We start from the raw sequence: 22,931 nt of genomic DNA on the forward strand, positions 1-22,931 counted from the left end.
CCTGCGCACCGGGCAGGCCCCAGGCTGCAGCGCAGCCCTGTCTTCACCTCTATTTGACGACGCCCCCTGCCTCTGGGCCGGTGGCGCGCTGGCCATGAACCCACCACGCCCTGCAGACGCAACCACACCGCCCCCGCCCCAATGGATCCTGGCGGTCATGCTGGCCCTGCTGGGCATGCTCGGCCCGTTCTCGATCGACACCTACCTGCCCGCCTTTGAGGGGATTGCGGCATCGCTCAACGCCTCGCCGCTGCAGATGCAGCAGACGCTGTCGGCCTATCTGTTTGGCTTCGCGTTCATGAACCTGTTCCACGGTGCGCTGTCGGACAGCTTTGGCCGCCGCCCCGTCGTGCTGTGGGGCCTGGCCGCCTTCGCGCTGACATCGGCCGGCTGCGCGCTGGCCCAGACGCCCGCGCAGCTGATTCTGTTCCGTGCGCTGCAGGGCTGCACCACCGGCGCCGGCATTGTGGTCTCGCGTGCGGTGGTGCGCGATCTTTTCCCGCCTGCCCAGGCCCAGCGGGTGATGAGCCAGATCACCATCTACTTCGGCATCGCGCCTGCAGTGGCGCCGATGATCGGCGGCGTCTTCATCGCCTATGCCAGCTGGCAATCCATTTTCTGGCTGCTGACGGCCATCGGCGCACTGCTGTGGGCCTACAACTGGCGCCTGCTGCCCGAGAGTCTGCCGCCCGAAAAACGCCAGGCCTTTGATGTGCGCAACCTCATGCGCGGCTACTGGCAGCTGTGCAGCAGCCCGCGCTTCTTGCTGCTGGCTGCCGCCAGCGGTGTGCCGTTCAATGGCATGTTCATCTACATCCTGTCGGCCCCCACCTTTCTGGGCACCCACATGCACATGCAGCCGACCCAGTTCTTCTGGTTCTTCATCTGCACCATCGGCGGCATCATGCTGGGCGCCTGGGTCAGCGGCAGGCTGGCGGGCAAGATACCCCCGAAGCGCCAGGTACGCCACGGCTTTCTGATCATGTTCCTGACCTCCTGCATCTACCTGCTGCTGAATCTGGTGCTGCCCCCTCACCCGGCCTGGGCCTTGCTGCCGCTGGGCATCTATTCCTTCGGCTGGGCGCTGATGACCCCGGTGGTCACCCTGCTGGTGCTGGATCTGCACCCGGAGCGCCGGGGCCTCGCCTCCTCGCTGCAGGCCGTCGTCACGTCGGTGGCAAATGGCATCGTCGCAGGTGTGCTCGCGCCCCTGGTCATGCATTCGACCGTGGCACTGGCCATCGCGTCGATGGGCTTGATGCTGACCGGCCTGGTCAGCTGGATCTATTTTCACCACCGCTGGCCCGACATAGGCCGCCACAACGCGGTCTGACGCCTGACGGATGCGCCACACCAGGCGCCAAGGTCCCGCCATCCACGAGCCGCCTTGAGCGGCAGGCAAAAAAAAGAGCTTCCCTCGGGAAGCTCTTTGTCATTGCGCGATGCGCTGATTAACGGCTGCGCTCGGTGCGCTTGCGGTCACCACCGGCGGGGCTGTAGGGACGGCCACCACGCTCACCACCAAAGCGGCTTTCACCACCTGGGCGGCGCTGGGCGAAGTCACCACCACCGGCATGGCGGGGGCCTGCGCTGCGTGGGCCACGGCTGTCAGCGCCACGGTTGTCGCCGCCAAAGCGGTCGCCACGGCGCTCAGGCGCGCGGTCGAAGCTGCGGCCTTCGGGGCGGGGTGCGCGGTCCTGGAAGCGATCAGCGCCGCGATCCTGGAAACGGTCCGGGCCACGGTCCTGGAAGCGGTCGCCGCCACGGTCAGGGCGCTGCTCAAAGCGTGGTGCGCGGTCATCGCGCTGCTCGAAACGCGGACGGCTGTCGCCACCGCGTGGAGCACCACCAAAACCAGCGTTCTCGCCAAAGCCTGGCTTGCGGCCATAGCCTTCGCCGTCACGGCGGGCACCGAAACCACCACGGTCGGCACCAAAGCCGCCACCGCCACGGCGCTCGCCACCACGGCCCGCACCTGGACGGCCACGGTCACCACCACGGCCTGCGCCACGCGCGCCTTCGCTGCGTGCAGGGAAGCGTTGCTGCGGCTCCATGCCTGGAATCACTTCCGGCTTGAACTGCTGCTTGGTGTAAGCCTCGATATCGAACACACGGCGGCGGTCACGGAACTCGGCGAAGGTGATCGCCAGGCCCGAGCGGCCAGCACGGCCGGTACGGCCAATGCGGTGGGTGTAGTCTTCGGCCTTCATCGGCAGACCGTAGTTGAACACGTGGGTGATCGTGGGCACGTCGATACCACGGGCAGCCACATCGGTTGCCACCAGGATCTGCACCTGGCCATTGCGCAGCGCCATCAGGCGGCGGTTGCGCAGGCCTTGGCTCAGCGCCCCGTGCAATGCCACAGCGGAGAAGCCTTCTTGCTGCAGGTCGTTGGCCAGGCCGTCACACTCCACCTGGGTGGATGCAAACACGATGGCCTGGTTGATCGAGGCATCACGCAGCCAGTGGTCCAGCAGCTTGCGCTTGTGCTGGGAGTTGTCGGCCCAGAACAGCACCTGCTTGATGTTGGCATGCTTTTCCTGGGGCGAATCGATGGTGATCTTCTGCACGCCAGAGCCGTTGTCATGCATCACGCGCATGGCCAACTGCTGGATGCGGGGCGCGAAGGTCGCGCTGAACATCATGGTCTGCTTGCGCTGTGCGGTCAGCTGGTTGACTTCGGCCAGGTCGTCCGAGAAGCCCAGGTCCAGCATGCGGTCGGCTTCGTCAACCACCAGGAACTGCACCTTGTCGAGCTTGATCTGCATCGAGCGCTGCAGGTCCAGCAGACGGCCAGGCGTCGCGACGACCAGGTCGGCATTTTGCAGCTTGGCGATTTGCAGCTGGTAAGGCATGCCGCCCACGATGTTGGCAACGCGCAGACCACGGCAGTGGCGCACCAGTTCAATCGCGTCGTGGGCCACCTGCTGGGCCAGCTCACGGGTGGGGCACAGCACCAGCGCGCCAGGTTGGGCGGCCTTGAAATTGCGGGGGCTCAGCGGGTTCTTGCGCTTGGCGCGCTTGGGCGCTTGCTCGCCACGGGCCAGGGCTTCTGCCACCAGGCGTTCGTGTTCAGCGCGCTCAGCAGCTTCGGCCTGGCCTTGCTGCTGGATCAGCGTGTGCAGCACGGGCAGCAGGAAGGCAGCGGTCTTGCCGGAGCCCGTCTGGCTCGACACCATCAGATCGGTGAAATGCTGGTTGTCGTTGCCTTCGTCAATCATCGCCAAAGGAATGGCGCGCCGTTGCACAGCGGTAGGCTGGGTGTAGCCCAGGTCCTTGACGGCCTGCAACAGCTCGGGTGCCAGGCCCAGCTCGACAAAGCCGTTCGGCTCTTCAGGCAGCGCTTCGGCTTCGGTCTCAGCCACCAGCTCGGTGTTGCCTTCTTGCGAAGCGCCGATGGCTTCAGCGGACAGGGGCGTGGTATTGACGATCTCTTGGGTAGCGTCAACAGTGTTTTGCGCAGGCGCGGTTTCGCCCTGCAGATGGAGGTCTTGCGTCATTTTTGAACAATAGCAATAGGCCGGCCGCTGCGCGTTTCGCGACGCAGTTCCGTACCGTTCATGGTTTAAAAACATCAACCATCAAACGGTAACGGCCATACAGATTGCCGCGGGCTTGTTCGAATCGGCCATGCTGCGAATCGCATGGCCTGGACGCCCAGAGAATGAAGGGAGATGTGCGTATCAACCGCCAGTTTTGGCGGGGAAGCGCAAATTATCGCACGTTTCGGGTTTTCCCGCATCAAGCGTAGGACATCTGTGCAACAACAGCGCTGCTGGACACCCAAGCCCAGACCTAGGGGAAAACGCAACAAACCAAGCCATTGTGATTGACCAGCGCTCCCTGGCCTCTACGATGTTTCGGGATACACCCCTACAAGGAGACCGCATGACCCGCCATCCACGAACTTTCATCGCGATGACCGGCCTGCTCAGTGCAGCCCTGTTGGCCGCTTGTGGCGGTGGCGGAGACAGTTCAGAAGAAGCCAAGAATTCCAGCGACTGCTTCAATGCCGGTTTTTACCGCAAGGACACGCAAATCTATGTCAGCCAGAGCAGCCGTTTGAATGATGCGCCGGCTTTGACCTCCCTTGTCTACCACTGGGTCACCAGCCAGACGGAGGAAAACGGCATCAACAACATTTATATCAATCCCGCACCCAACAGCGGGCGCACCAGCCTGCACTACAGCATCGAAGGGGGAGCGCTGCTGTACCACGGCTACAACGCATTCAATATCGGCTCCACCAGCCGGCAAAGCCTGGCCCCGCCGCGCCAGTCGGTCATCGCGATGGAGCCCGGCCAGACCACCTCACAAACCATCGTGCAAACGGAGAGCTTCTCGAATGCGGACGGAGAAACAAAGACCGTGACCACGCTGGCCGAGACGCGAACCTACGCAGGCCGGGAAACCATCACGGCCGCTCTTGGAACCGTGGAGGCATGCCGCTTCGTCAGCACCGTGGCAGCCAGCCAGGAAGGCCAACCCGGTGCGAGCCGGGAGACGCGGACCACGACCTGGGTGGCAGCGGCAGGCCCCTACCGTGGGCTCACCCTCCAAGAAATCGCCGTTACCCACCAGGCCGGAAGAACCGATACCCTGGTGACCGAAACCAGCCAGGTCAACCGTTTCGACCTCAGGTAGCTGCTGCGGGCGCCAGCTGCAGAAAATGCTGGCGGTAGTACCGCATCTCGTCAATCGACTCATGCACATCGGCCAGCGCAGTGTGCTTTTGCGCTTTCTTGAAGCCGGTGACCAGCTCGGGGCGCCAGCGGCGTGCCAGCTCCTTGAGCGTGCTCACATCGACATTGCGGTAGTGGAAATAGGCCTCCAGATCGGGCATGTAGCGCGCCAGAAAACGGCGGTCCTGGCCAATGCTGTTGCCGCACATGGGCACCTTGGCCTTGGGCACATAGCGCTTCATGAAGCGCAGCACCTCGGCCTGCGCAGCGGCCTCGTCAATCGCCGAGGCCTTGACCCGCTCGGTCAGCCCGCTGCGGCCATGGGTGCCCCGGTTCCAGGCATCCATCTTGGCCAGTTCCTCATCACTTTGGTGGATCGCAATCACCGGGCCTTCAACACGCACGCTCAGGTCGGCATTGGTGACCACCAGCGCGATCTCGATCACACGGTGCTCCTGCGGGTTCAGACCGGTCATTTCGCAGTCCAGCCAGACCAGGTTCAGATCGGACTTGGCCAGCTCAGGCACGGGGTCGGCCTGTGTATCCAGGGTGTTCTTGTTTTGCATGGGGGCGATTGTCGCCTATGCCCTACACTGTCCGGTATTCCCCCACCAACACCCCCACTTGTGACTCCATCGCTGCTGCTCACCCTGATATTCGCGATCGCACTGGCCGCCAGTGTGCTGATCAAACTCTGGCTGGCCAGCCGCCAGATGCGCCATGTGGCCGCCCACCGCGATGCCGTCCCGGCCCTCTTTGCCGACCGCATCAGCCTGGCGGCGCACCACAAGGCGGCCGATTACACCATCGCCAAAACGCGCTTTGGGCTGCTGGGCCTGGCGATAGGCACCGCCACATTGCTGGGTTGGACCTTGCTGGGTGGCCTGGATCTGCTCAACGCCAGTCTGCTGGATGCACTGGGCGGCGGCATGTGGCAGCAGCTGGCCCTGGTCGCCGCCTTTGCGCTGATCAGCGGCCTCATCGATCTGCCAGCCAGCTACTACCAGACCTTTGTGCTGGAGCAGCGCTTTGGCTTCAACAAGATGACGCCCGGCCTGTGGCTGGCCGATCTGCTCAAAGGCACGGCCATGGGCGCATTGGTGGGCCTGCCCATCCTGGCCGTCATTCTGTGGCTGATGGGATCGGCTGGCCAGTGGTGGTGGCTCTGGGCCTGGGCCTTCTGGGTGGGCTTCAACCTGCTGCTGATGGTCATCTACCCGGCTTTCATCGCACCGCTGTTCAACAAGTTCCAGCCGCTCGAAGACGAGAGCCTCAAGGCCCGGGTGCAGGCCTTGATGCAGCGCTGCGGCTTTGCGGCCAAGGGGCTGTTTGTGATGGATGGCAGCCGCCGCAGCGCCCATGCCAATGCCTACTTCACCGGCTTTGGCGCCAGCAAGCGCGTCGTGTTCTTCGACACCTTGCTGCAAAAGCTCAATGGCGGCGAGGTCGAAGCCGTGCTGGCCCATGAGCTGGGACACTTCAAGCACAAGCACATCATCAAGCGCATGCTGGGCCTGTTCGGCCTGACCTTGCTGGGCTTTGCGCTGCTGGGCTGGCTGTCGCAGCAGGGATGGTTCTATACCGGCCTGGGCGTCACGCCCAACCTGAACATCCCGGGCCTGCCCGGCTCCAGCCCCAACGATGCGCTGGCCTTGCTGCTGTTCATGCTGGTGATTCCGGTATTCAGCAGCTTTGTCTCACCGCTGATGGCGCAGTCCTCGCGCAAGCATGAATTCGAGGCCGATGCCTATGCCCTCCAGCAGACGCGCGCGGCCGATCTGCAGTCCGCCCTGCTCAAGCTCTACGAGGACAATGCCTCCACGTTGACGCCCGATCCGGTCTATGTGCGCTATTACTATTCGCACCCGCCTGCCGTAGAGCGTATCCGCCACATGCAACAATTGGCCCATGACTGAAACCCATCTGCCCAAACAAGACTGGTCCACCCAGAGCCGCCGCGCGCTGTCCGCCTCCGAGGTGGTGACACAGCTGAGCCAACTGACCGGTTGGGTGCTGAGCGGTGATGGCGCCGATGTGGCCATCGAGAAGACCTTCCGCTTTGCCAACTACTACGAGACCATGGCCTTTGTGAACGGCGTGGCCTTGGTGGCCCATACGCAGGACCACCACCCGGACCTGTCGGTGCACTACAACCGCTGTGTGGTGCGCTTCAACACCCATGATGTGCAGGGGCTGTCGGTCACCGACTTCGAATGCGCGCGCCGCATCGAAGCCATGCTGCAGCTGGCCTGAGAGACATGGCCAAACCTGCAAGACGCGCCAGCGCCCCCAGCCACAGTGGTACCCAGACCGGCCTGGTCGTCGCCAGCTATGGCCGCCACTGCGTGGTGGAGACGCCTGACGGCGTGCGCCGCATCTGCCACCCTCGGGGCAAGAAGAGCCAAGCCGTCGTCGGCGACCAGGTGCGCTGGCTGGCCCCGCCGCCCGGCCAGGGCGATGAGGGCACGATCGAGAAAGTGCTGGAGCGCCGCAATGTCTTCTACCGCCAGGACGACATCCGCACCAAGACCTTTGCCGCCAACCTGGACCAGCTGCTGATCCTGATCGCGGCCGAGCCGGTCTTCAGCGAGGTGCAGCTGGCCCGGGCGCTGATTGCGGCCGAGGCAGCGCACATCACGCCGATCATCGCGCTCAACAAGATGGACCTGGGCGAGCCCTTTTTGCGCGCCTGGGAGCGGCTGGAGCCCTACCGCACCATGCGCGACCAGGCCGAAGACCCGCCACACTACATGGTGCTGCCCTTCGCGCTGGAAGGCGCTGACGAGGAAGACCGCGACGCCATCTACGGCCTGCTCGAAGGCAAGACCACCTTGGTGCTCGGCCCCTCGGGCGTCGGCAAGAGCACCTTGATCAACCTGCTGATACCGGATGCGAATGTCGCGACCAACGAGATCTCGCAGGCGCTGAACACCGGCAAGCACACGACCACCAGCACCACCTTGTACTGGGTGGACGAGGCGCGCAAGACGGCGCTGATCGACTCACCCGGCTTCCAGGAGTTTGGCCTGTACCACATCGCGCCCACGCAGCTGGCCGCCTGCATGCCCGACATCGGCGCCCATGCCAAGGAATGCAAGTTCTACAACTGCACCCATCTGCACGAGCCCGGCTGCGGCGTGATCAACGCGGTACAAAACGGCCATGCCGAACTGCCGATCAGCGAAAACCGCTACCGCATCTACAGCGAGCTGTTTGACGAGCTCAACCTGAGCGCCTACTGAAGCTGTTTATCCAGACTTCAGCCCCGGCACCACTGCTTGGGCAGGGTCTCGGCATGGGCCAGGTCGACATGGGCTTTCAGAAAATCAAGCACCGCCCGCGTGCGCGACGGCAGGCGTTCGGGCTTGCCCAGGTAGACCGCATGGATGGGCTCCAGCACCCCGGTGTTGAAGGCCTCCAGCACCACCTGCAGCCGGCCTGCAGCAATATCGTGCCAGGCATGGAACAGCGACAGCCGCGCCAGGCCCACGCCTTCGACCGCCAGGTTGCGCATCACATCGCCATCGTTGACGCGCAGCAGCTCGCCAATCGGCACCTCCACATCCTGCCCCGCCACCCGGAACGGCCAGTGCGGCACCGTGCGCTGGTAGTTCCAGCCAATGCGCACATGGCCGCCCAGCGCATTAGGGTGCGTGGGCACGCCATGCGCATCCAGATAGGCCGGTGCCGCCACCATCACCTGCCGGGTATGGCCCAGCAGCCGCGCCACCATGTCCGAGGCCGGCAGCTTGCCCCAGCGGATCGCGATATCGGCCCGCGCCTCCATCAGGTCGACCACCTCGTCGGTAAAGCTCAGATCCAGCACCAGGCCGGGGTACTGCTGCATCAGCCGGGCCATCAGCGGCACCAGGATGGCCTGCCCCGTCGATGAGCTGGAGTTGATGCGCACGACCCCCTTGGGCGTGCTGCGCAGCGATGCAGCCGCTTCGGCCTCCTGCAGGTCAGCGAGCACGCGCTGGCCGCGCTCGTAGAGCTGGCGGCCTTCCGGTGTCAGCTGCACGCGGCGCGTGCTGCGCAGCAGCAGCTGCGCGCCCAGCCGCGCCTCCATGCGGGCCACGATCTTGCTGGTGGCCGACGGCGACACGCCCAGGTGGCGGGCCGCAGCCGAGAAGCTGCCGTGCTCGGCCACTTGCACAAACACCTCCAGCTCACCGGAGCGGTTGGTCTCAAAGGTCGGGCTGGCGGGAAAGGCGGGGTTGCGCATGGTCAAAAGCGTCATCGCTGCAGATGGTGGTGGCAAATTCTGCACCTATTTATTCCATGTGGGAACAAATACCTTTCCACTGTTCCGGCTACACAAGAATGCGGCGGCGCTTCACAATCCATCTCCTCAACAAGGCCACCGGCCATCGCATCACACAAGGAAAACTCTCATGCCTGTCTCATTGCTGGCGCTCGCCGCCGGTGCCTTTGGCATCGGCACCACCGAATTCATCATCATGGGCCTGCTCACCCAGGTCAGCCAGGACCTGGGCATCAGCATCCCGACGGCCGGCACCCTGATCTCCGGCTATGCGTTTGGCGTGGCCATTGGCGCACCCGTGCTCACCCTGGCCACCCGCAGCTGGCCGCGCAAATGGCTGCTGCTGGGCCTGATGCTGATCTTCATCGCCGGCAACATCGCCGCAGCGATGGCCCCCAGCTACGGCTGGCTGATGGGCGCGCGCATGCTGACCTCGCTCACCCACGGCACCTTCTTTGGCGTCGGTGCCGTCGTCGCCACCGGCCTCGTGGCCAAGGACAAGCAGGCCTCGGCCATTGCGCTGATGTTCTCGGGCCTGACCCTGGCTACCTTGCTGGGCGTGCCGGCCGGCACCTGGATCGGCCAGCATTTTGGCTGGCGCATGGCCTTTGCGGCCGTAGCGGGTGTCGGTGTCGTAGCCCTGGGCATTCTGGCCGCCTTTGTGCCCAGCAAGCTCCAGCAAGCTGCGCCTGCTGCACTGCGCGATGAGCTCTCCATCTTGGCGAGCACGCCGTTGTGGCTGGGCCTGGGCATGACGGTCTTCGGCTTTGGTGGCGTGTTTGCGCTCTACACCTATGTGGAGCCGCTGCTGTCGCAGATCACCCAGATGGGCAACACCGGTGTGGCCGTGAGCCTGCTGCTGTTTGGTGCCGGCTCGGCCGTGGGCAATATCGCCGGTGGCAAGCTGGCCGACCGGGGCGTGGTGCGTGCACTGTGGATCACCCTGGGCGCCTTGGTAGCCGTGCTGCTGGCAGGCCGCTGGGCCTTTGGCATCTCGGCCGGCGTGGCCATGGCCTATGTGACGGTGCTGGGCGTTGTCGCGTTCGCCACCGTTGCCCCCATGCAGATGCGGGTGATGCAAGGTGTGGGCAGCCAGGGCGCCACCTTGGCCTCCAGCCTGAACATTGCGGCCTTCAACCTGGGCAATGCACTGGGTGCCTGGGTGGGCGGCAGCCTGATTGCCGGCGCAGGCCTGCTGTCGATCATCTGGGGTGCTGCAGCGCTGTCGGCCATCGGCCTGGTGCTGGTGGCGATGGGCCAGCGCCGCAGCCCAAGCGCTGCGCTGCAGACTGCCTAGTAGCCGTTAACACGGCCCAGCAAACCGCAGGTTTGCGGTTGAGACTACACGCCAAGCCGCAGGCAGTACAGTAGTACGACAAGGCTTGGCGCGGCCGGACAGGCAACGACGTATCAAGGGTTGTGTTAGCGGCTCAGCCCAACAGGCGCGCCAGGGTGAGCAGCGCGAGCAGCAACATCCAGACCACGACGGAGCGCCACACCAAGCCTACCACGCTGCGCAGGTGGGCCACTTCCGGGTCACGGCCCGGGGTGGTGGCGCCATCGCCCTGGATCTGCAGCGGCGCAGCGGCATCGATATCGACACTGCGGGCACGCAAGGCCACGCCGCCCAGGCGAACGTCGATGGCGCCGGCGGTGGCGGCCAGAATCACGCCGTCGTTGTCATTGGGGAAATGCTGGGTCTGAAAGCGCCAGCCGTCGATGGCCTCTTCGAAATTGCCCACCACGGCAAAGCTCAGCGCGGTCAGCCGGGAGGGCAGCCAGTCCACCACCGTCCAGGCCTTGGCGGCGACCGTCTCGAAAGCGCCTTGCACCAGGGCGGCCGGCTCGGGCGACTTGCGCGCAAAGCGCGACGCATATTCAGCCATGCGGAAAAACACCGCGCCGGCAGGCCCCAGGCCCAGCGCCGAGCCGATGGAGTAGCAGGCCAGCACGCCAAACACATGGCGGTGCGCGGCCAGTACCGAGTATTCGATGACATGGCGGACGATCTCGCGCCGTGGCAGATCATCGGCGTTGACCTGCTGCCAATCGGCCAGGTACTGGCGGGCCTGCTCTTCGTCGCCGGATTCCAGCGCATGGCGGATACGGGTGAAATGGTGGCTGAACTGGCGAAAGCCCAGGGTCACATAGAGCACCAGCACATGCCAGGCCATCGCCAGCGGCCAGCCCACCAGTGCGACCAGCAGCCAGTGCATGCCCATGGCCAGCGCGGTGGGCAGCAGCACCGCGACGCTCCAGGCCAGCCAGCCGTGGCGCTGTTCGCCTGCATCGAGGTTGCGGCTGAGCCATTGCACCCAGGCCCGCACGCCGGCATAGACCGGATTGTCACGAGACAGGGACTTGGCCTGCTCCAGCAGCAGGGCCATCAGCGTGGCGAAAAAACTCATGGACAGTGATCATACCGGCTGTGATGTATCACACAAGCCGTTACAAACTACAACGCGGGTGGAAACGCCAAAAACCGGTACAAATTGCGCAGCATGCTGGCCGTAGCCCCCCAGATGAAGCGCTGGTGGCCCGACGCAGGGTCGTCATAGGGCATCGACAGCCAGCGGCGGCTGAACTCCGGCGTGTCCAATTGCTGCCAGCGGTGGTGCGCCGGGTTCATCAAGAAGGACAGTGGCACCTCAAACACCTCATCCACCTCGCCCGGGTTGGCCTGCAGGTGAAACGGTGGCTGCACGAGCCCGACGATGGGCGTCACCTCAAAGCCCGAGCCGGTGGCGTACTCGGGCAGGCGGCCAATGATTTCGACGCGCTCACGCGCCAGCCCCACCTCTTCCCAGGCCTCGCGCAGCGCGGTGTCGTTGATATCGCGGTCCTCCGGGTCCTGGCGGCCGCCCGGAAACGCAATCTGCCCCGAATGGTTGCTCAGGCTGGCGCTGCGCTGGGTCAGCAGCACATGCATCTCCTGGCGCTGCACCAGCGCCACCAGCACGGCGGCTTTGGCGGGGGGGCGGTCCGTCCAGCTGCGCTCGCGGAAGATCTCCGGTTCCCCACCATGGGGGTGGGCGGCAAAGGCCTGGCGCAGCGAATCGGCCAGCAACATGCGCGGGGCGACCGCCGGCAGGGCCGAATCGATCTGCACCACCGGCGCGCGGCGCGGGTCCAGCACGGACGAAACCCGGGTAGCGGCGGCGGGGGATGACGAAGGCGAGGGAGAGGATAGGTGAGACATAGACGGGGGCAGCAAGCAGCGGCCCATGTAAAAAAGCCGCCACAGCTTGCACTGTAGCGGCTTTCAGCACTGGGCTCTGTCGCAGCGTTATTACGCAGCTGCCACAGGTGCTGCCTTGCGTGCTGGCAGCTTTTCCTTGATACGAGCCGACTTGCCGCTGCGCTCACGCAGGTAGTACAGCTTGGCACGGCGCACATCGCCGCGGCGCTTGACTTCGATACCGGCGATCATGGGGCTGTAGGTTTGGAACGTACGTTCCACGCCTTCGCCGCTGGAGATCTTGCGCACGGTGAAGCCGCTGTTCAGACCGCGATTGCGCTTGGCAATCACCACGCCTTCGTAAGCCTGCACGCGCTTGCGCGTACCTTCAACAACGTTCACGCTCACGATCACGGTGTCGCCAGGGGCAAATTCAGGAATGGTCTTGTTCAGGCGAGCAATTTCTTCTTGCTCGAGAATCTGGATCAGGTTCATGGTTTCATCCAACGATCATACGCGCGCCATGAATTTGGCAGCCGCGCCCAGCACGGTGTACGGGGCAGTTGCGGCGTGTTGCTTCTCTCACCATTGAAAAAAGCGGCCGTGTAGAGGATCGTAAAACCCGCAATTATAGCGGTTTTGCCAAATTCACCAAATCGGCACTGGCCAGCAGCTGCTCATCCTTGCGGCTGAGCTGGTTGCGGCTGCGCGCCTGGTCCAGCAATTCAGGGCGGTGCATGGCCGTGTTGCGCAGGCTTTGCTCACGGCGCCAGCGCTCGATATTGGCATGGTGGCCCGACAGCAGCGCCGCAGGCACCGGCTCACCTTCCCAGACCTCCGGGCGGGTGTAGTGGGGGCAATCCAACAGGCCATCGAGCGCCGGGTTGAAGCTGTCGAACTGGTGGCTGCCCTCGTCATGCAGCACGCCCGGCTGCAGGCGGGCCACCGCATCGAGCAGGGCCATCGCAGCGATCTCGCCACCGGAGAGCACAAAATCGCCCAGGCTCAACTGCCTATCGACATGGCGATCGATAAAGCGCTGGTCCACACCTTCATAGCGGCCGCACAGCAAAATGGCGCCCTGCGAATCGGACCAGCGCTGCACCTGGGCATGGTCCATGCGCTCGCCAATCGGCGAGAACAGCACCAGCGGCGCAGGCTCGGCCTCGGCACGCGCAGCGCGGATGGCGGCCAGGCAATCGGCCAGCGGCTGGGCCATCATCACCATGCCGGGGCCGCCGCCAAAGGGGCGGTCATCGACGCGGCGGTAGTTGCCCGGGGCGTAGTCGCGCGGGTTCCAGCACTGCACTGCCACCTGGCCGCTGCTGTAGGCGCGGCGCGTCACGCCCACCTCGACAAAGGGGCTGAACAGCTCGGGGAACAAGGTGATGATGTCAAAGCGCATGGAAATTCTCCCCGCTGGCGGCCTGTGTGCCCGGCACGATCAGTAGTCCGGCTGCCAGTCGACCGTGATGCGCTTGTTGGGCAGCGAGACCTCGTCGACAAAGGCGTCGACAAACGGGATCAGGCGCTCCTGCGTCTTGCCGTCTTCTTCGTAGTTCAGCACCAGCACGGTCTGCGGGCCGGAGGCCATCAGGTCGCTGACGGTGCCCAGTGCAATACCTTCGCGGTTGACCACGGCCAGACCGAGCAGGTCCACCCAGTAGTACTCGCCGTCTTCGGTCTTGGGGAAATCGGCGCGCGAGATGAACACCCGCGCACCCTTGAGTTTTTCCGCCTGGTCACGGTCGTCCACGCCCTGGGCCCAGCCCACCATGCCATCGCCATGGAACCGCGCCTGGCGCATCTCCAGCTGGGCCACACCCTGGAAGTGGCGCGCGCCCTTCTCTGGGGGCTGGATGAACCACAGCTTGGACTTGAGCAGCGCCTGCGGGTCGGGGCTGAGGGCAATCACCTTGAACCATCCCTTGACGCCCCAGGCATCGGCGATGCGCGCCACTTCAATGGCGTCATCGGGCAAGGTGGCAGGGCTTAACAACAACTCGGTAGCGGGCATGGCAGTTCAACAGGGCAATAAAAAACGGGCCGCAGTGCTCATCGCAGCAGCGGCCCGCATGCACGGATGGTACCGGAGCACCACCCGTGACGAGAGAGGCAAATTAAGCAGCCTTGGCAGCAGCTTGCTTGACCAGACGGTCCACGGTGGTGGAAGCCTGAGCACCAACGCTCTTCCAGTAAGCCACGCGGTCCAGAGCAACGCGCAGACCTTCAACGCCTTCCTTGGCCAGTGGGTTGTAGAAACCCACGCGCTCGATGAACGAGCCGTCACGGCGCACGCGCTTGTCAGCAACGACGATGTTGTAGAACGGACGGGCCTTGGAGCCGCCGCGGGAGAGTCGAATTACGACCATAATAATCCTTCGGGTGGTTAGTTTTCTTACCACGTTTGAGACACGCAACTAGCCACCCGGCCAGCGACACGCAGTAAAGCCGCAGATTATACAAACTTCTTTCAATCATGCCAAGTGTTCGTGCCAGTACCCTCCAGGACCTTCCCGCCATCACCCGCATTTATGCCCACCATGTGCTGCATGGCACAGGCAGCTTCGAGACCGAAGCCCCCAGCGAAGAGGAAATGACCCGGCGCCGAGACGAGGTATTGTCGCGCCAGCTCCCCTACCTGGTGGCCGAGGATGCTGATGGTCAGATCCTCGGCTATGCCTATGCGAACTGGTTCAAGGCGCGGCCAGCCTACCGCTTCTCGGCCGAAGACTCGATCTATGTGGCGGATGGCCAACATGGCCGGGGCCTGGGGCGCCTGCTGATGAACGCCTTGATCGCGCACTGCGAGGCTGCCGGTGTGCGCAAGCTCATCGCCGTGATCGGTGACTCCAACAACCTCGGCTCGGTCGGCGTGCACCGCGCAGCCGGTTTTACCCAGGTGGGCGTGATGCGCTCGGTGGGCTGGAAATTTGGCCGCTGGTTGGATATCGTGATGATGGAAAAAACCCTGGGCGACGGAGACCACAGCGCCCCCACCACCTAACCCACCCTACCCGCCTTATGAGCCACCCCCTCACCCACGCGATGCCGCGCAGCAAGAGCAAGACCTTGGCCACCTGGCTGGCCTTTCTGGGGGGGCCGCTGGGTCTGCACCGCTTCTACCTGTATGGCCTGGGTGACATGATCGGCTGGATGCTGCCCATTCCCACGGCGCTGGGCCTGTATGGCATGGAGCGCATTGCCAGCCATGGCATTGACGACCAGGTCAGCTGGCTGCTGGTGCCGCTGCTGGGCTTCACCATTGCGGCCTGCGCGCTGGTGGCCATCATCTACGGGCTGATGGCGCCCGAGAAGTGGAACGCACGCCACAACCCCGGGCTGCCCGAAGACGCACTGCCCGGCCGCACCCGCTGGCTGACGATCTTCGGCATTGTGGCGTCGCTGCTGATCGGCACCACGATCCTGATGGCCAGCCTGGCCTACAGCTTTGAGCATTACTTCCAGTACCAGATCGAGGAAGCGCGCAAGATTTCGCAATAAGGAATGGGCGGCGCCAGGCCCTCAGCGCGTGTGCAGATGCGCCTGCAAGAAGCCAAACACCTGTTCCTCATAGGCCTGCGGCGCGAACTGGTGCAAGTCCACATGGGCTGCGCCCGGCACCAGCCATAGCGGCTGCGGCGATCGCCTGGCCTGGTTTGCAGCCTCTGCCATCTGCCGGGTTTCAGCAGGCGGGGTGTAGCGGTCTTCCGTGCCGCCCAGCACCATCACCGGCAGGGTCCAGCTCGCCAGGCGGTCAATGGGCCGCAGCTTATTCGGCTCCAGGCCCAGGCGCAGCGGCATCTGCCACAGCAACAAAGGCGTGGCGATCCGCGCCAATGGCGCCAAGTGGCCCAGCACAGCGCGCACCCGGTTGTCCACTGCCGCCCGCAGGGTGGGAAACACGCCTTCCAGCACCACGGCATCGGGTGATTGCGGCAGCTCGGCCATCAATAGACTCGCACCACCCAAGGACACGCCGATCACCGCTACTTTTTCCGCCGGCAGCTGCTCCTGCAGCCAGGTCAGTGCCTGGGCAACCCCCAGACCCTCACGGGGGCCGAACGACAGCATGCCGCCGTCGCTCTCGCCATGCGCGGGCAAATCCATCAGCAATACGCCATGGCCCATGCGCTGCAGGGCCAGCGCCCGTGGCAGCATCGCACGGCGGTCGGATCGTATGCCGTGCAGCAGCAGCACGGCGCCCCGGCCGGGCTCACCGGGGGCATACCAGCCCCGTACCGCACCGTCTGCAGATGCGATCTCCACCGCTACGGCGCCCAGCTCCGGGGGCGCTGCACCGATGTGCTGGCGGTGTGGCTGAGCCAGCCACCCTGCCAGCAACCAGGCCACCGCAACGCCCCCCAAGCACAGCAAGGCCATGGCGGCAGCCACCCAGCCCAGGGGATGCAGCGGGAAAAATAACGGAGTCAAAGGCAAATCGCGCATGGCCATGGTGATGTCCAAAGTAAAACGGCTGGCAGATCATATCCGCCAGCCGCGTTTTGGCTATCAACCATCCGCCATCAATAGATTTGCAAACTTACCCAGTAAGCAAACGCTGCCACAAAGGCGCTGGCCGGAATGGTCAGCACCCAGGCCCAGACGATGTTGCCCGCCACCCCCCAGCGCACCGCACTCATGCGCTGGGTGGAGCCGACACCGACGATGGCACCGGTGATGGTGTGCGTGGTCGAGACCGGAATGCCCAGTGCCGTGGCAATGAACAAGGTCATCGCGCCACCGGTTTCGGCACAGAAGCCGCCCACGGGCTTGAGCTTCGTGATCTTCTGGCCCATGGTCTTGACGATGCGCCAGCCACCGAACATCGTGCCCAGGCCAATGGCCGCATAGCACGAGACGATGGCCCACAACGGTGGGTCGGCATCGTTGGGCGAGGCGTAGCCCGTGGACAGCAGCAGCAGCCAGATGATGCCGATGGTCTTTTGCGCATCATTGCCGCCGTGCCCCAGGCTGTAGGCACCGGCAGAGACGAGCTGCAGGCGGCGGAACCACTTGTCGACCCGGCCCGGCGTGGTGCGGCGGAACAGCCAGGCCACGATCACCATCATCACCGAGCCCAGCAGGAAACCCAGCACCGGCGACACGAAGATGAAGGCCACGGTCTTCCAGATACCGCTGGCCACCAACGCACCGGAGCCCGCCTTTGCAATCACCGCGCCCACGATGCCGCCGATCAGCGCATGCGAGGAGCTGGACGGAATGCCGTAGTACCAGGTGATCAGGTTCCAGGCGATCGCGCCCACCAGCGCGCCAAAGATCACATGGGTATCGACAATGCCCGGGTGAACAATGCCCTTGCCGATGGTGGCCGCCACGCTCAGGTGGAAGACAAAGATCGCCACAAAGTTGAAAAATGCCGCAAACACCACCGCCTGGGTGGGTTTGAGCACGCCGGTAGAGACAACGGTCGCAATCGAGTTGGCCGCGTCATGAAACCCGTTCATGAAGTCGAACAAGATGGCCAGCGCCACCAGCACGACAATCACCCACAGGGCTGTTTGCATCGGTTCCATGGAAGTTCAGTCTCCTGCTTGCTGCAACGGATCAGGAGTTTTCCAGGATGATGCCTTCGATGTGGTTGGCCACATCCTCGCACTTGTCGGTGATGGTCTCGAGCAGCTCATAGATGGCCTTGAGCTTGATCACCTCGCGCACATCGGGCTCTTCGCGGAACAGCTTGCTCATCGCCGAGCGCATCACGCGGTCGGCGTCGCTCTCGAGGCGGTCAATCTCTTCGCAGGTCTTGATGGCCGCTTCGGTGGTGGCCGGATCGGCAATGCGGTCGAGCATCTTGACGGCATCACGCACGCGCTCGCAGCACTTGACGCTCAGGTCCGTCAGGCGGGTGATTTCTTCGGTCATATGGCGCACATCGTAGAGTGCCATGGTCTCGGCCGAGTCCTGGATCAGGTCGGCCACATCGTCCATCGTATTGATCAGCGAGTGGATCTGCTCGCGGTCGATGGGGGTGATGAAGGTCTTGTGCAAGGTGCGGTTGACCTCATGGGTGACGCGGTCGGCAGCGCGCTCGGCGTTGTCCACGTCCTGGTTGTATTTTTCGCGCAGGTGGGGGTCGTTGTAATTGGCGACCAGTTGGGAAAACGCGTGGGCCGCTTCTACGATGCGGTCAGCGTGCTGGTTGAACAGTTCGAAGAAATTGCCTTCGCGCGGCAAGAGTTTGCCAAAGAGCATGGGTGCACCTATTCGGTTTCAATGCAAAAAAGGAAAAGAACCTGCGCACTCCCGGCCGGACACTGGCTTGCCAGCCCGGCCCCCGGGCCCCGTCACGACCCTGCAACCCCTTGAATTGTCAGCGGTGTCAGCGGTTGGCCGTGCGCAAAATCTGTCATTCACGGCGCATTGCTGCACTGCAAAATTCACCAATTTTAAATGCAATTGTCATTTCTTTGTCGCACTTGAGGCCGCCGTGCCTCAAACAGCGCTGGCTGCGCCCTGCCCTTTGCACCTTCTCCAGAGCGAACCAGGCGCGCTGGCGCTGCCCTCCAAAGCGCGCCTCCCCGCCCTTGCCGCCCGGTGCTTGCGCACGACCTGGGGCTGCCGGCTGGATGCGTATCCCGATGCGGCAGCGATAAAAAAAGCACTGGCATGCAGTGCTGTGGGGAGCGCGGATCGGCCCGGCGGCTATTCGCCCAGGTAGGCGGCACGCACCTTGGGGTCGGCCAGCAGCTGCTGGCCCGGGCCGGTCATCGTGATGATGCCCGACTCCATCACATAGCCCCGGTCGGCAATGGCCAGCGCACGGCTGGCGTTCTGCTCGACCAGCACGATGGTCACGCCCATCGCATAGACATCGCGCACCACCTCGAAGATCTTGTCCACCATGATCGGCGACAGCCCCATCGACGGCTCATCGAGCAGCAGCAGCTTGGGCTGCGCCATCAGCGCGCGCGCCATCGCCAGCATCTGCTGCTCACCGCCGGACATGGTGCCGGCCAGCTGGTCCTTGCGCTCGCGCAGACGCGGGAAGATGTTGAACATCTTCTCGATGTCGGCCTGAATGCCTGCCTTGTCCTTGCGCAGATAGGCGCCCAGCATCAGGTTGTCGGTGATGGTCTGGCGCGTGAAGACGCCACGCCCTTCGGGCACCATCACCAGGCCCTTGGCGACCAGGTCCCAGGCGCCCCGGCCCTTGAGGTTCTCGCCCAGAAACTCGATCTGCCCGTCATTGATCGCCTGTGTGGCCGTCACCGCCTTCATCGTCGTGGTCTTGCCCGCGCCGTTGGAGCCGATCAGGGACACCAGCTCGCCCTCATGCACCTCGAAATCGACGCCCTTGACGGCCTGAATGCCTCCATAGGCCACTTTCAGCCCACGCACCTTCAGCAGTACGGGGTTGGATGTCTTGTCAACCATGCTCAGTGTCCTCCGGTGCCCAGATAGGCCTCAATCACTTTTTCGTCTTTCTGCACCTCGGCCGGCGAGCCCTCGGCCAGCCGCTTGCCGTAGTCGAGCACCGTCACCCGGTCGCACAGGCCCATCACCAGCTTCACATCGTGCTCGATCAGCAAGATCGTGCGGTTGTCGTTGCGGATGCGGTCGATCAGCTCGCGCAGCTGCACCTTTTCGGTCGCATTCATGCCGGCAGCGGGCTCGTCGAGCGCAATCAGCTGCGGGTCGGTGGCCAGCGCGCGGGCAATCTCCAGGCGGCGCTGGTCGCCATACGACAGCGTGCGCGCCTTGTAATCGGCATAGCGCTCGATGCCCACATAGGCCAGCAGCTCGCGGGCGCGCTCTGCAATCGCCCGCTCCTCGGCCTTGAAACCCGGTGTGCGAAAGATCGCTCCCAGCAAACCCGAATGGCTGCGCACATGGCGGCCTACCATCACGTTCTCCAGTGCCGTCATGTCGGAAAACAGCCGGATGTTCTGGAACGTGCGCGCAATGCCGGCCTTGGCCACCAGGTGTACGGCCTTGGGCTCGTAGGGCTTGCCCGCCAGCTCGAAGCTGCCGCTGTCCGGTGTGTACAGCCCGGTGATCACATTGAAGAATGTCGTCTTGCCCGCACCATTGGGGCCGATCAGCCCATAGACCTGGCCGCGCTCGATGGTCAGACCCACATCCGAGAGGGCCTGCAAACCGCCAAAGCGTTTGGAAATACCTGCCACCTTCAGTGCAGGAGCTTGTGTGTTCGTCATGCTCGTCTCTCCTGCTCAGTCTTTCTGGATCGCGCTCTTGCCATGCTCGGGTGCGGGCCACAGGCCGCGTGGGCGCAGCAGCATCACCACGATCATCGCCACGGCAATCAGCAGCTGGCGCAGGATGGACGCATCCAGGCGGCCGTCGGTCATCTGCTGCAGCGGTCCGGCCACATAGCGCAATACCTCGGGCAGCGCCGACAGCAGCACGGCACCCAGAATGACACCGGGGATGTGGCCCAGGCCACCCAGCACCACCATGGCGACGATCATGATCGACTCCATCAGGCTGAACGATTCGGGCGAGACAAAGCCCTGAAAGCCCGCAAACATCGCGCCGGACACACCACCAAACGTCGCGCCCATGCCAAAGGCCATCAGCTTCAGATTGCGGGTGTTGATGCCCATCGCCTTGGCGGCAATCTCGTCCTCACGGATGGCCATCCAGGCGCGGCCAATGCGCGAATCCTGCAGGCGGTAGCAGATCACCACGCTGGCCACGACCAGCAGCAGGAACAGGTAGTAGTACAAGGTGACCGAGGAGACCGTGTAGCTGCCGATTTCCAGCGGCTTGGCAAAGTCAAAGCCGAGGATCTTGATCGAATCGATCTGGCCCAGACCCTTGGGTCCGTTGGTGATGTTGACGGGCTGGTCCAGGTTCAGCATGAAGATGCGGATGATCTCGCCAAAACCCAGGGTCACGATGGCCAGGTAGTCCCCGCGCAGCTTGAGTACCGGGAAGCCCAGAATCATCCCCGCGACCGCCGCCAGCAACGCGGCCAGCGGTATCACCAGCCAGATGGACGTGTGCAGGCCATTGGGGAACATGGCCTTGAAGCCTTCAAAGGTCTCGGCCAGGTGCGGCGAGGCCATCAGGCCCAGCATGTAGGCACCCACGGCGTAGAAGGCCACATAGCCCAGGTCCAGCAGGCCGGCAAAGCCCACGACGATGTTCAGGCCCAGCGCCAGCATCACGTAGAGCAGCGCCAGGTCGGCAATGCGCACCCAGGCGTTTCCGAAGGACTGCAGGATCAGCGGCAGTACCAGCAGCGCAATCGCGCCGACAATCCATTGTGCTTTGTTGTTCTTCATGCGGTGTTCCCCTTAAGCCCGATCGGCCACCCGCTCACCCAGCAGGCCCGAGGGGCGCAAGGTCAGCACGATGATCAGCACGATGAACGAGAAAATGTCGACATACTGGCTGCCCAGCACACCGCCGGTGAGCTGGCCGATGTAGCCCGCGCCGATGGCTTCCACCAGGCCCAGGATCATCGCGCCCACCACGGCGCCCGCCAGGTTGCCGATGCCGCCAAACACCGCAGCGATAAAGGCCTTGAGGCCGGGCAGGAAACCCATCGTGTGCTGCGCCGTGCCGTAGTTCGACGCCCAGAGCACGCCGGCAATGGCCGCCAGCACCGCACCGATGACAAAGGTGGCCGAGATCACCATGTCGGGCTTGATGCCCATCAGCGCCGCCACGCGGGGGTTCTCCGCCGTCGCCCGCATTGCGCGGCCCAGGCGGGTGTAGTTCACCAGGTACATCAGCACCGCCAGCACCACGGCCGTCACGCCCAGCACCAGGATCTGCGTCGGCGTGATCACCGCGCCGGCCAGGTCAAACGGCTCCATCGGCAGCAGGGTCGGGTACGGCTTGTAGTTGGGCTTCCAGATGATCATGGCCAGGGTCTGCAGCAAGATCGACATGCCGATCGCGGTGATCAACGGCGCCAGGCGCGGGCTGTTGCGCAGCGGCCGGTAGGCCAGCTTCTCGATCGTGAAATTGAGCACCGCCGCCACCACACAGGCAATCAGCGTCGCGATCAGCAAGATGACCCAGCCCGGCGTTCCCGGCATGGCCTCCTGCATCACGCCGATGATGCTCCAGCTGGTCAGCACCCCGATCATCAGCACTTCGCCGTGCGCGAAGTTAATCAATTGAATAATGCCGTACACCATGGTGTAGCCCAAGGCTATCAAAGCGTACATGCTGCCCAATACCAGACCATTGATGATCTGCTGCAGCAAAATATCCATACAACCAACCCTTCAGCTTGGAACCACTACAGCGAAAACTGCATGAAACAGGGGTGTCCCGAGATGCAGCCGCCTCTAACCGCGATAACAGTTTTATGCGGATCGAAACAATTTTATAGACGCCCCTTCGGTTTTTTGGCGACTATCGCTCTAGCGCTTTCCCTAGGGACCTATGCGCAAATCGCATGAATACGGGGGAGGCCATCGTCGACACCTAGGGAATTTACTAGGTATCGATTCAACGAATGGCCACGCGTTTTTAATAATTAATGCAGCAACCTCAATAATCAAAACTCGCCCGTCTCAGCGCGGGGACACTGGTGCAAACACCTATATCGGATTCGGTTGCATAAACAACCAAATAACCGCCGCTTCGGGCAGGCATAAAAAAACGCGGCCTGGGCCGCGTTTTTAGCAAGGGTGGGTCAGCGCTTACAGCTTGCTGGCCATCTCGGGCACGGCGTCAAACAGGTCAGCCACCAGGCCGTAGTCCGCCACGCTGAAGATCGGCGCTTCTTCGTCCTTGTTGATCGCCACGATCACCTTGGAGTCCTTCATGCCCGCCAAGTGCTGGATGGCGCCCGAGATGCCCG

General features: G+C 63.7%; 24 protein-coding genes and 1 pseudogene. 8 read left to right on the forward strand and 17 right to left on the reverse strand.

The features are described 5' to 3' along the window. The first annotated feature begins 94 nt into the window (after positions 1–94). On the forward strand, positions 95–1,333 hold the full coding sequence (locus tag ACHWUQ_RS06775; protein WP_394680692.1) for a multidrug effflux MFS transporter: 1,239 nt from the start codon (positions 95–97) through the stop codon (positions 1,331–1,333). Positions 1,334–1,451: 118 nt separating this feature from the next. Here ACHWUQ_RS06775 and ACHWUQ_RS06780 read toward each other — a convergent pair whose 3' ends face one another. Beyond that, positions 1,452–3,500, reverse strand: coding sequence for a DEAD/DEAH box helicase (locus ACHWUQ_RS06780; RefSeq protein ID WP_394680693.1), 2,049 nt, complete (start codon positions 3,498–3,500; stop codon positions 1,452–1,454). A 388-nt stretch (positions 3,501–3,888) separates the two neighbouring features. Here ACHWUQ_RS06780 and ACHWUQ_RS06785 point away from each other — a divergent pair, with 388 nt between their 5' ends. Next, on the forward strand, positions 3,889–4,644 hold the full coding sequence (locus ACHWUQ_RS06785) for a hypothetical protein (RefSeq protein WP_394680694.1): 756 nt from the start codon (positions 3,889–3,891) through the stop codon (positions 4,642–4,644). Here ACHWUQ_RS06785 and orn read toward each other — a convergent pair. Beyond that, positions 4,637–5,248 carry an oligoribonuclease gene (gene orn / locus ACHWUQ_RS06790; protein WP_312462791.1) on the reverse strand — a complete coding sequence of 204 codons (612 nt, stop codon included), beginning with the start codon at positions 5,246–5,248 and terminating at the stop codon, positions 4,637–4,639. The two genes, ACHWUQ_RS06785 and orn, sit on opposite strands and share 8 nt — an antisense overlap. 36 nt (positions 5,249–5,284) lie before the next feature. Between orn and ACHWUQ_RS06795 the strand changes: the two genes are divergently transcribed. From ACHWUQ_RS06795 to rsgA, 3 genes are read left to right on the forward strand one after another with little or no spacing between them, the layout of a single operon-like run. Next, positions 5,285–6,598 carry a M48 family metallopeptidase gene (locus ACHWUQ_RS06795; RefSeq protein WP_394680700.1) on the forward strand — a complete coding sequence of 438 codons (1,314 nt, stop codon included), beginning with the start codon at positions 5,285–5,287 and terminating at the stop codon, positions 6,596–6,598. Next, the gene (locus ACHWUQ_RS06800; protein WP_394680695.1) at positions 6,591–6,935 is read left to right on the forward strand and encodes a 4a-hydroxytetrahydrobiopterin dehydratase; all 345 of its coding nucleotides are present in this window, start codon (positions 6,591–6,593) and stop codon (positions 6,933–6,935) included. The genes ACHWUQ_RS06795 and ACHWUQ_RS06800 overlap by 8 nt, the downstream gene beginning before the upstream one ends. Before the next feature lie 5 nt (positions 6,936–6,940). Then, positions 6,941–7,924: a ribosome small subunit-dependent GTPase A gene (gene rsgA / locus ACHWUQ_RS06805; RefSeq protein ID WP_312833621.1), complete on the forward strand. Its 984-nt coding sequence runs from the start codon at positions 6,941–6,943 to the stop codon at positions 7,922–7,924. A gap of 17 nt (positions 7,925–7,941) precedes the next feature. Here rsgA and ACHWUQ_RS06810 read toward each other — a convergent pair whose 3' ends face one another. Continuing rightward, complete coding sequence (locus ACHWUQ_RS06810; RefSeq protein WP_394680696.1) at positions 7,942–8,922, reverse strand: LysR family transcriptional regulator; 981 nt, start codon at positions 8,920–8,922, stop codon at positions 7,942–7,944. Positions 8,923–9,076: 154 nt separating this feature from the next. Between ACHWUQ_RS06810 and ACHWUQ_RS06815 the strand changes: the two genes are divergently transcribed. Next, positions 9,077–10,243 (forward strand): MFS transporter, encoded by a 1,167-nt coding sequence (locus ACHWUQ_RS06815; RefSeq protein WP_394680697.1) that lies wholly within the window; start codon positions 9,077–9,079, stop codon positions 10,241–10,243. Positions 10,244–10,376: 133 nt separating this feature from the next. Here ACHWUQ_RS06815 and ACHWUQ_RS06820 read toward each other — a convergent pair whose 3' ends face one another. The 6 genes from ACHWUQ_RS06820 to rpsP form a co-directional block, all read right to left on the reverse strand. Continuing rightward, a complete protein-coding gene (locus tag ACHWUQ_RS06820; RefSeq protein WP_239810923.1) occupies positions 10,377–11,354 on the reverse strand; it encodes a CobD/CbiB family protein in 978 nt (325 codons plus the stop codon). Positions 11,355–11,401: 47 nt separating this feature from the next. Next, a complete protein-coding gene (locus ACHWUQ_RS06825) occupies positions 11,402–12,145 on the reverse strand; it encodes a CoA pyrophosphatase (protein ID WP_239810922.1) in 744 nt (247 codons plus the stop codon). 90 nt (positions 12,146–12,235) lie between these two features. Further along, entirely contained in the window at positions 12,236–12,619 is a 384-nt protein-coding gene (gene rplS, locus ACHWUQ_RS06830) for a 50S ribosomal protein L19 (RefSeq protein WP_027011119.1), read from the reverse strand. Positions 12,620–12,752: 133 nt separating this feature from the next. After that, on the reverse strand, positions 12,753–13,529 hold the full coding sequence (gene trmD / locus ACHWUQ_RS06835) for a tRNA (guanosine(37)-N1)-methyltransferase TrmD (protein WP_312833627.1): 777 nt from the start codon (positions 13,527–13,529) through the stop codon (positions 12,753–12,755). A 39-nt stretch (positions 13,530–13,568) separates the two neighbouring features. Beyond that, positions 13,569–14,141, reverse strand: a complete 573-nt coding sequence (gene rimM / locus ACHWUQ_RS06840; RefSeq protein WP_239810920.1) for a ribosome maturation factor RimM — start codon at positions 14,139–14,141, stop codon at positions 13,569–13,571. A 103-nt stretch (positions 14,142–14,244) separates the two neighbouring features. After that, positions 14,245–14,496, reverse strand: coding sequence for a 30S ribosomal protein S16 (gene rpsP / locus ACHWUQ_RS06845; RefSeq protein ID WP_116927508.1), 252 nt, complete (start codon positions 14,494–14,496; stop codon positions 14,245–14,247). 107 nt (positions 14,497–14,603) lie between these two features. Between rpsP and ACHWUQ_RS06850 the strand changes: the two genes are divergently transcribed. Then, positions 14,604–15,131 (forward strand): GNAT family N-acetyltransferase, encoded by a 528-nt coding sequence (locus tag ACHWUQ_RS06850; protein WP_394680698.1) that lies wholly within the window; start codon positions 14,604–14,606, stop codon positions 15,129–15,131. A gap of 17 nt (positions 15,132–15,148) precedes the next feature. Further along, positions 15,149–15,628: a hypothetical protein gene (locus tag ACHWUQ_RS06855; protein ID WP_312417234.1), complete on the forward strand. Its 480-nt coding sequence runs from the start codon at positions 15,149–15,151 to the stop codon at positions 15,626–15,628. Between the two features lie 21 nt (positions 15,629–15,649). On the opposite strand, the gene ACHWUQ_RS06860 is transcribed toward ACHWUQ_RS06855, so the two are convergent. The 8 genes and pseudogenes from ACHWUQ_RS06860 to ACHWUQ_RS06895 all read right to left on the reverse strand — a co-directional run. After that, entirely contained in the window at positions 15,650–16,579 is a 930-nt protein-coding gene (locus tag ACHWUQ_RS06860) for an alpha/beta hydrolase (RefSeq protein WP_394680699.1), read from the reverse strand. 71 nt (positions 16,580–16,650) lie between these two features. Beyond that, positions 16,651–17,661, reverse strand: a complete 1,011-nt coding sequence (locus ACHWUQ_RS06865) for an inorganic phosphate transporter (RefSeq protein ID WP_239810915.1) — start codon at positions 17,659–17,661, stop codon at positions 16,651–16,653. A 31-nt stretch (positions 17,662–17,692) separates the two neighbouring features. Further along, complete coding sequence (locus tag ACHWUQ_RS06870; protein ID WP_133854979.1) at positions 17,693–18,340, reverse strand: DUF47 domain-containing protein; 648 nt, start codon at positions 18,338–18,340, stop codon at positions 17,693–17,695. A gap of 450 nt (positions 18,341–18,790) precedes the next feature. After that, positions 18,791–19,522 (reverse strand): ABC transporter ATP-binding protein, encoded by a 732-nt coding sequence (locus tag ACHWUQ_RS06875; RefSeq protein ID WP_021027916.1) that lies wholly within the window; start codon positions 19,520–19,522, stop codon positions 18,791–18,793. A 2-nt stretch (positions 19,523–19,524) separates the two neighbouring features. Further along, positions 19,525–20,304: an ABC transporter ATP-binding protein gene (locus ACHWUQ_RS06880; RefSeq protein ID WP_239810913.1), complete on the reverse strand. Its 780-nt coding sequence runs from the start codon at positions 20,302–20,304 to the stop codon at positions 19,525–19,527. A gap of 15 nt (positions 20,305–20,319) precedes the next feature. Then, positions 20,320–21,396: an ABC transporter ATP-binding protein gene (locus tag ACHWUQ_RS06885; protein ID WP_239810912.1), complete on the reverse strand. Its 1,077-nt coding sequence runs from the start codon at positions 21,394–21,396 to the stop codon at positions 20,320–20,322. 12 nt (positions 21,397–21,408) lie between these two features. Next, positions 21,409–22,338: a branched-chain amino acid ABC transporter permease gene (locus tag ACHWUQ_RS06890; RefSeq protein ID WP_021027913.1), complete on the reverse strand. Its 930-nt coding sequence runs from the start codon at positions 22,336–22,338 to the stop codon at positions 21,409–21,411. Between the two features lie 432 nt (positions 22,339–22,770). Continuing rightward, positions 22,771–22,931, reverse strand: a pseudogene (locus tag ACHWUQ_RS06895) (electron transfer flavoprotein subunit alpha/FixB family protein); the annotation flags it as partial.

The sequence above is a fragment of the uncultured Comamonas sp. genome (assembly GCF_964277875.1).
GTDB lineage: Bacteria > Pseudomonadota > Gammaproteobacteria > Burkholderiales > Burkholderiaceae_C > Comamonas > Comamonas sediminis.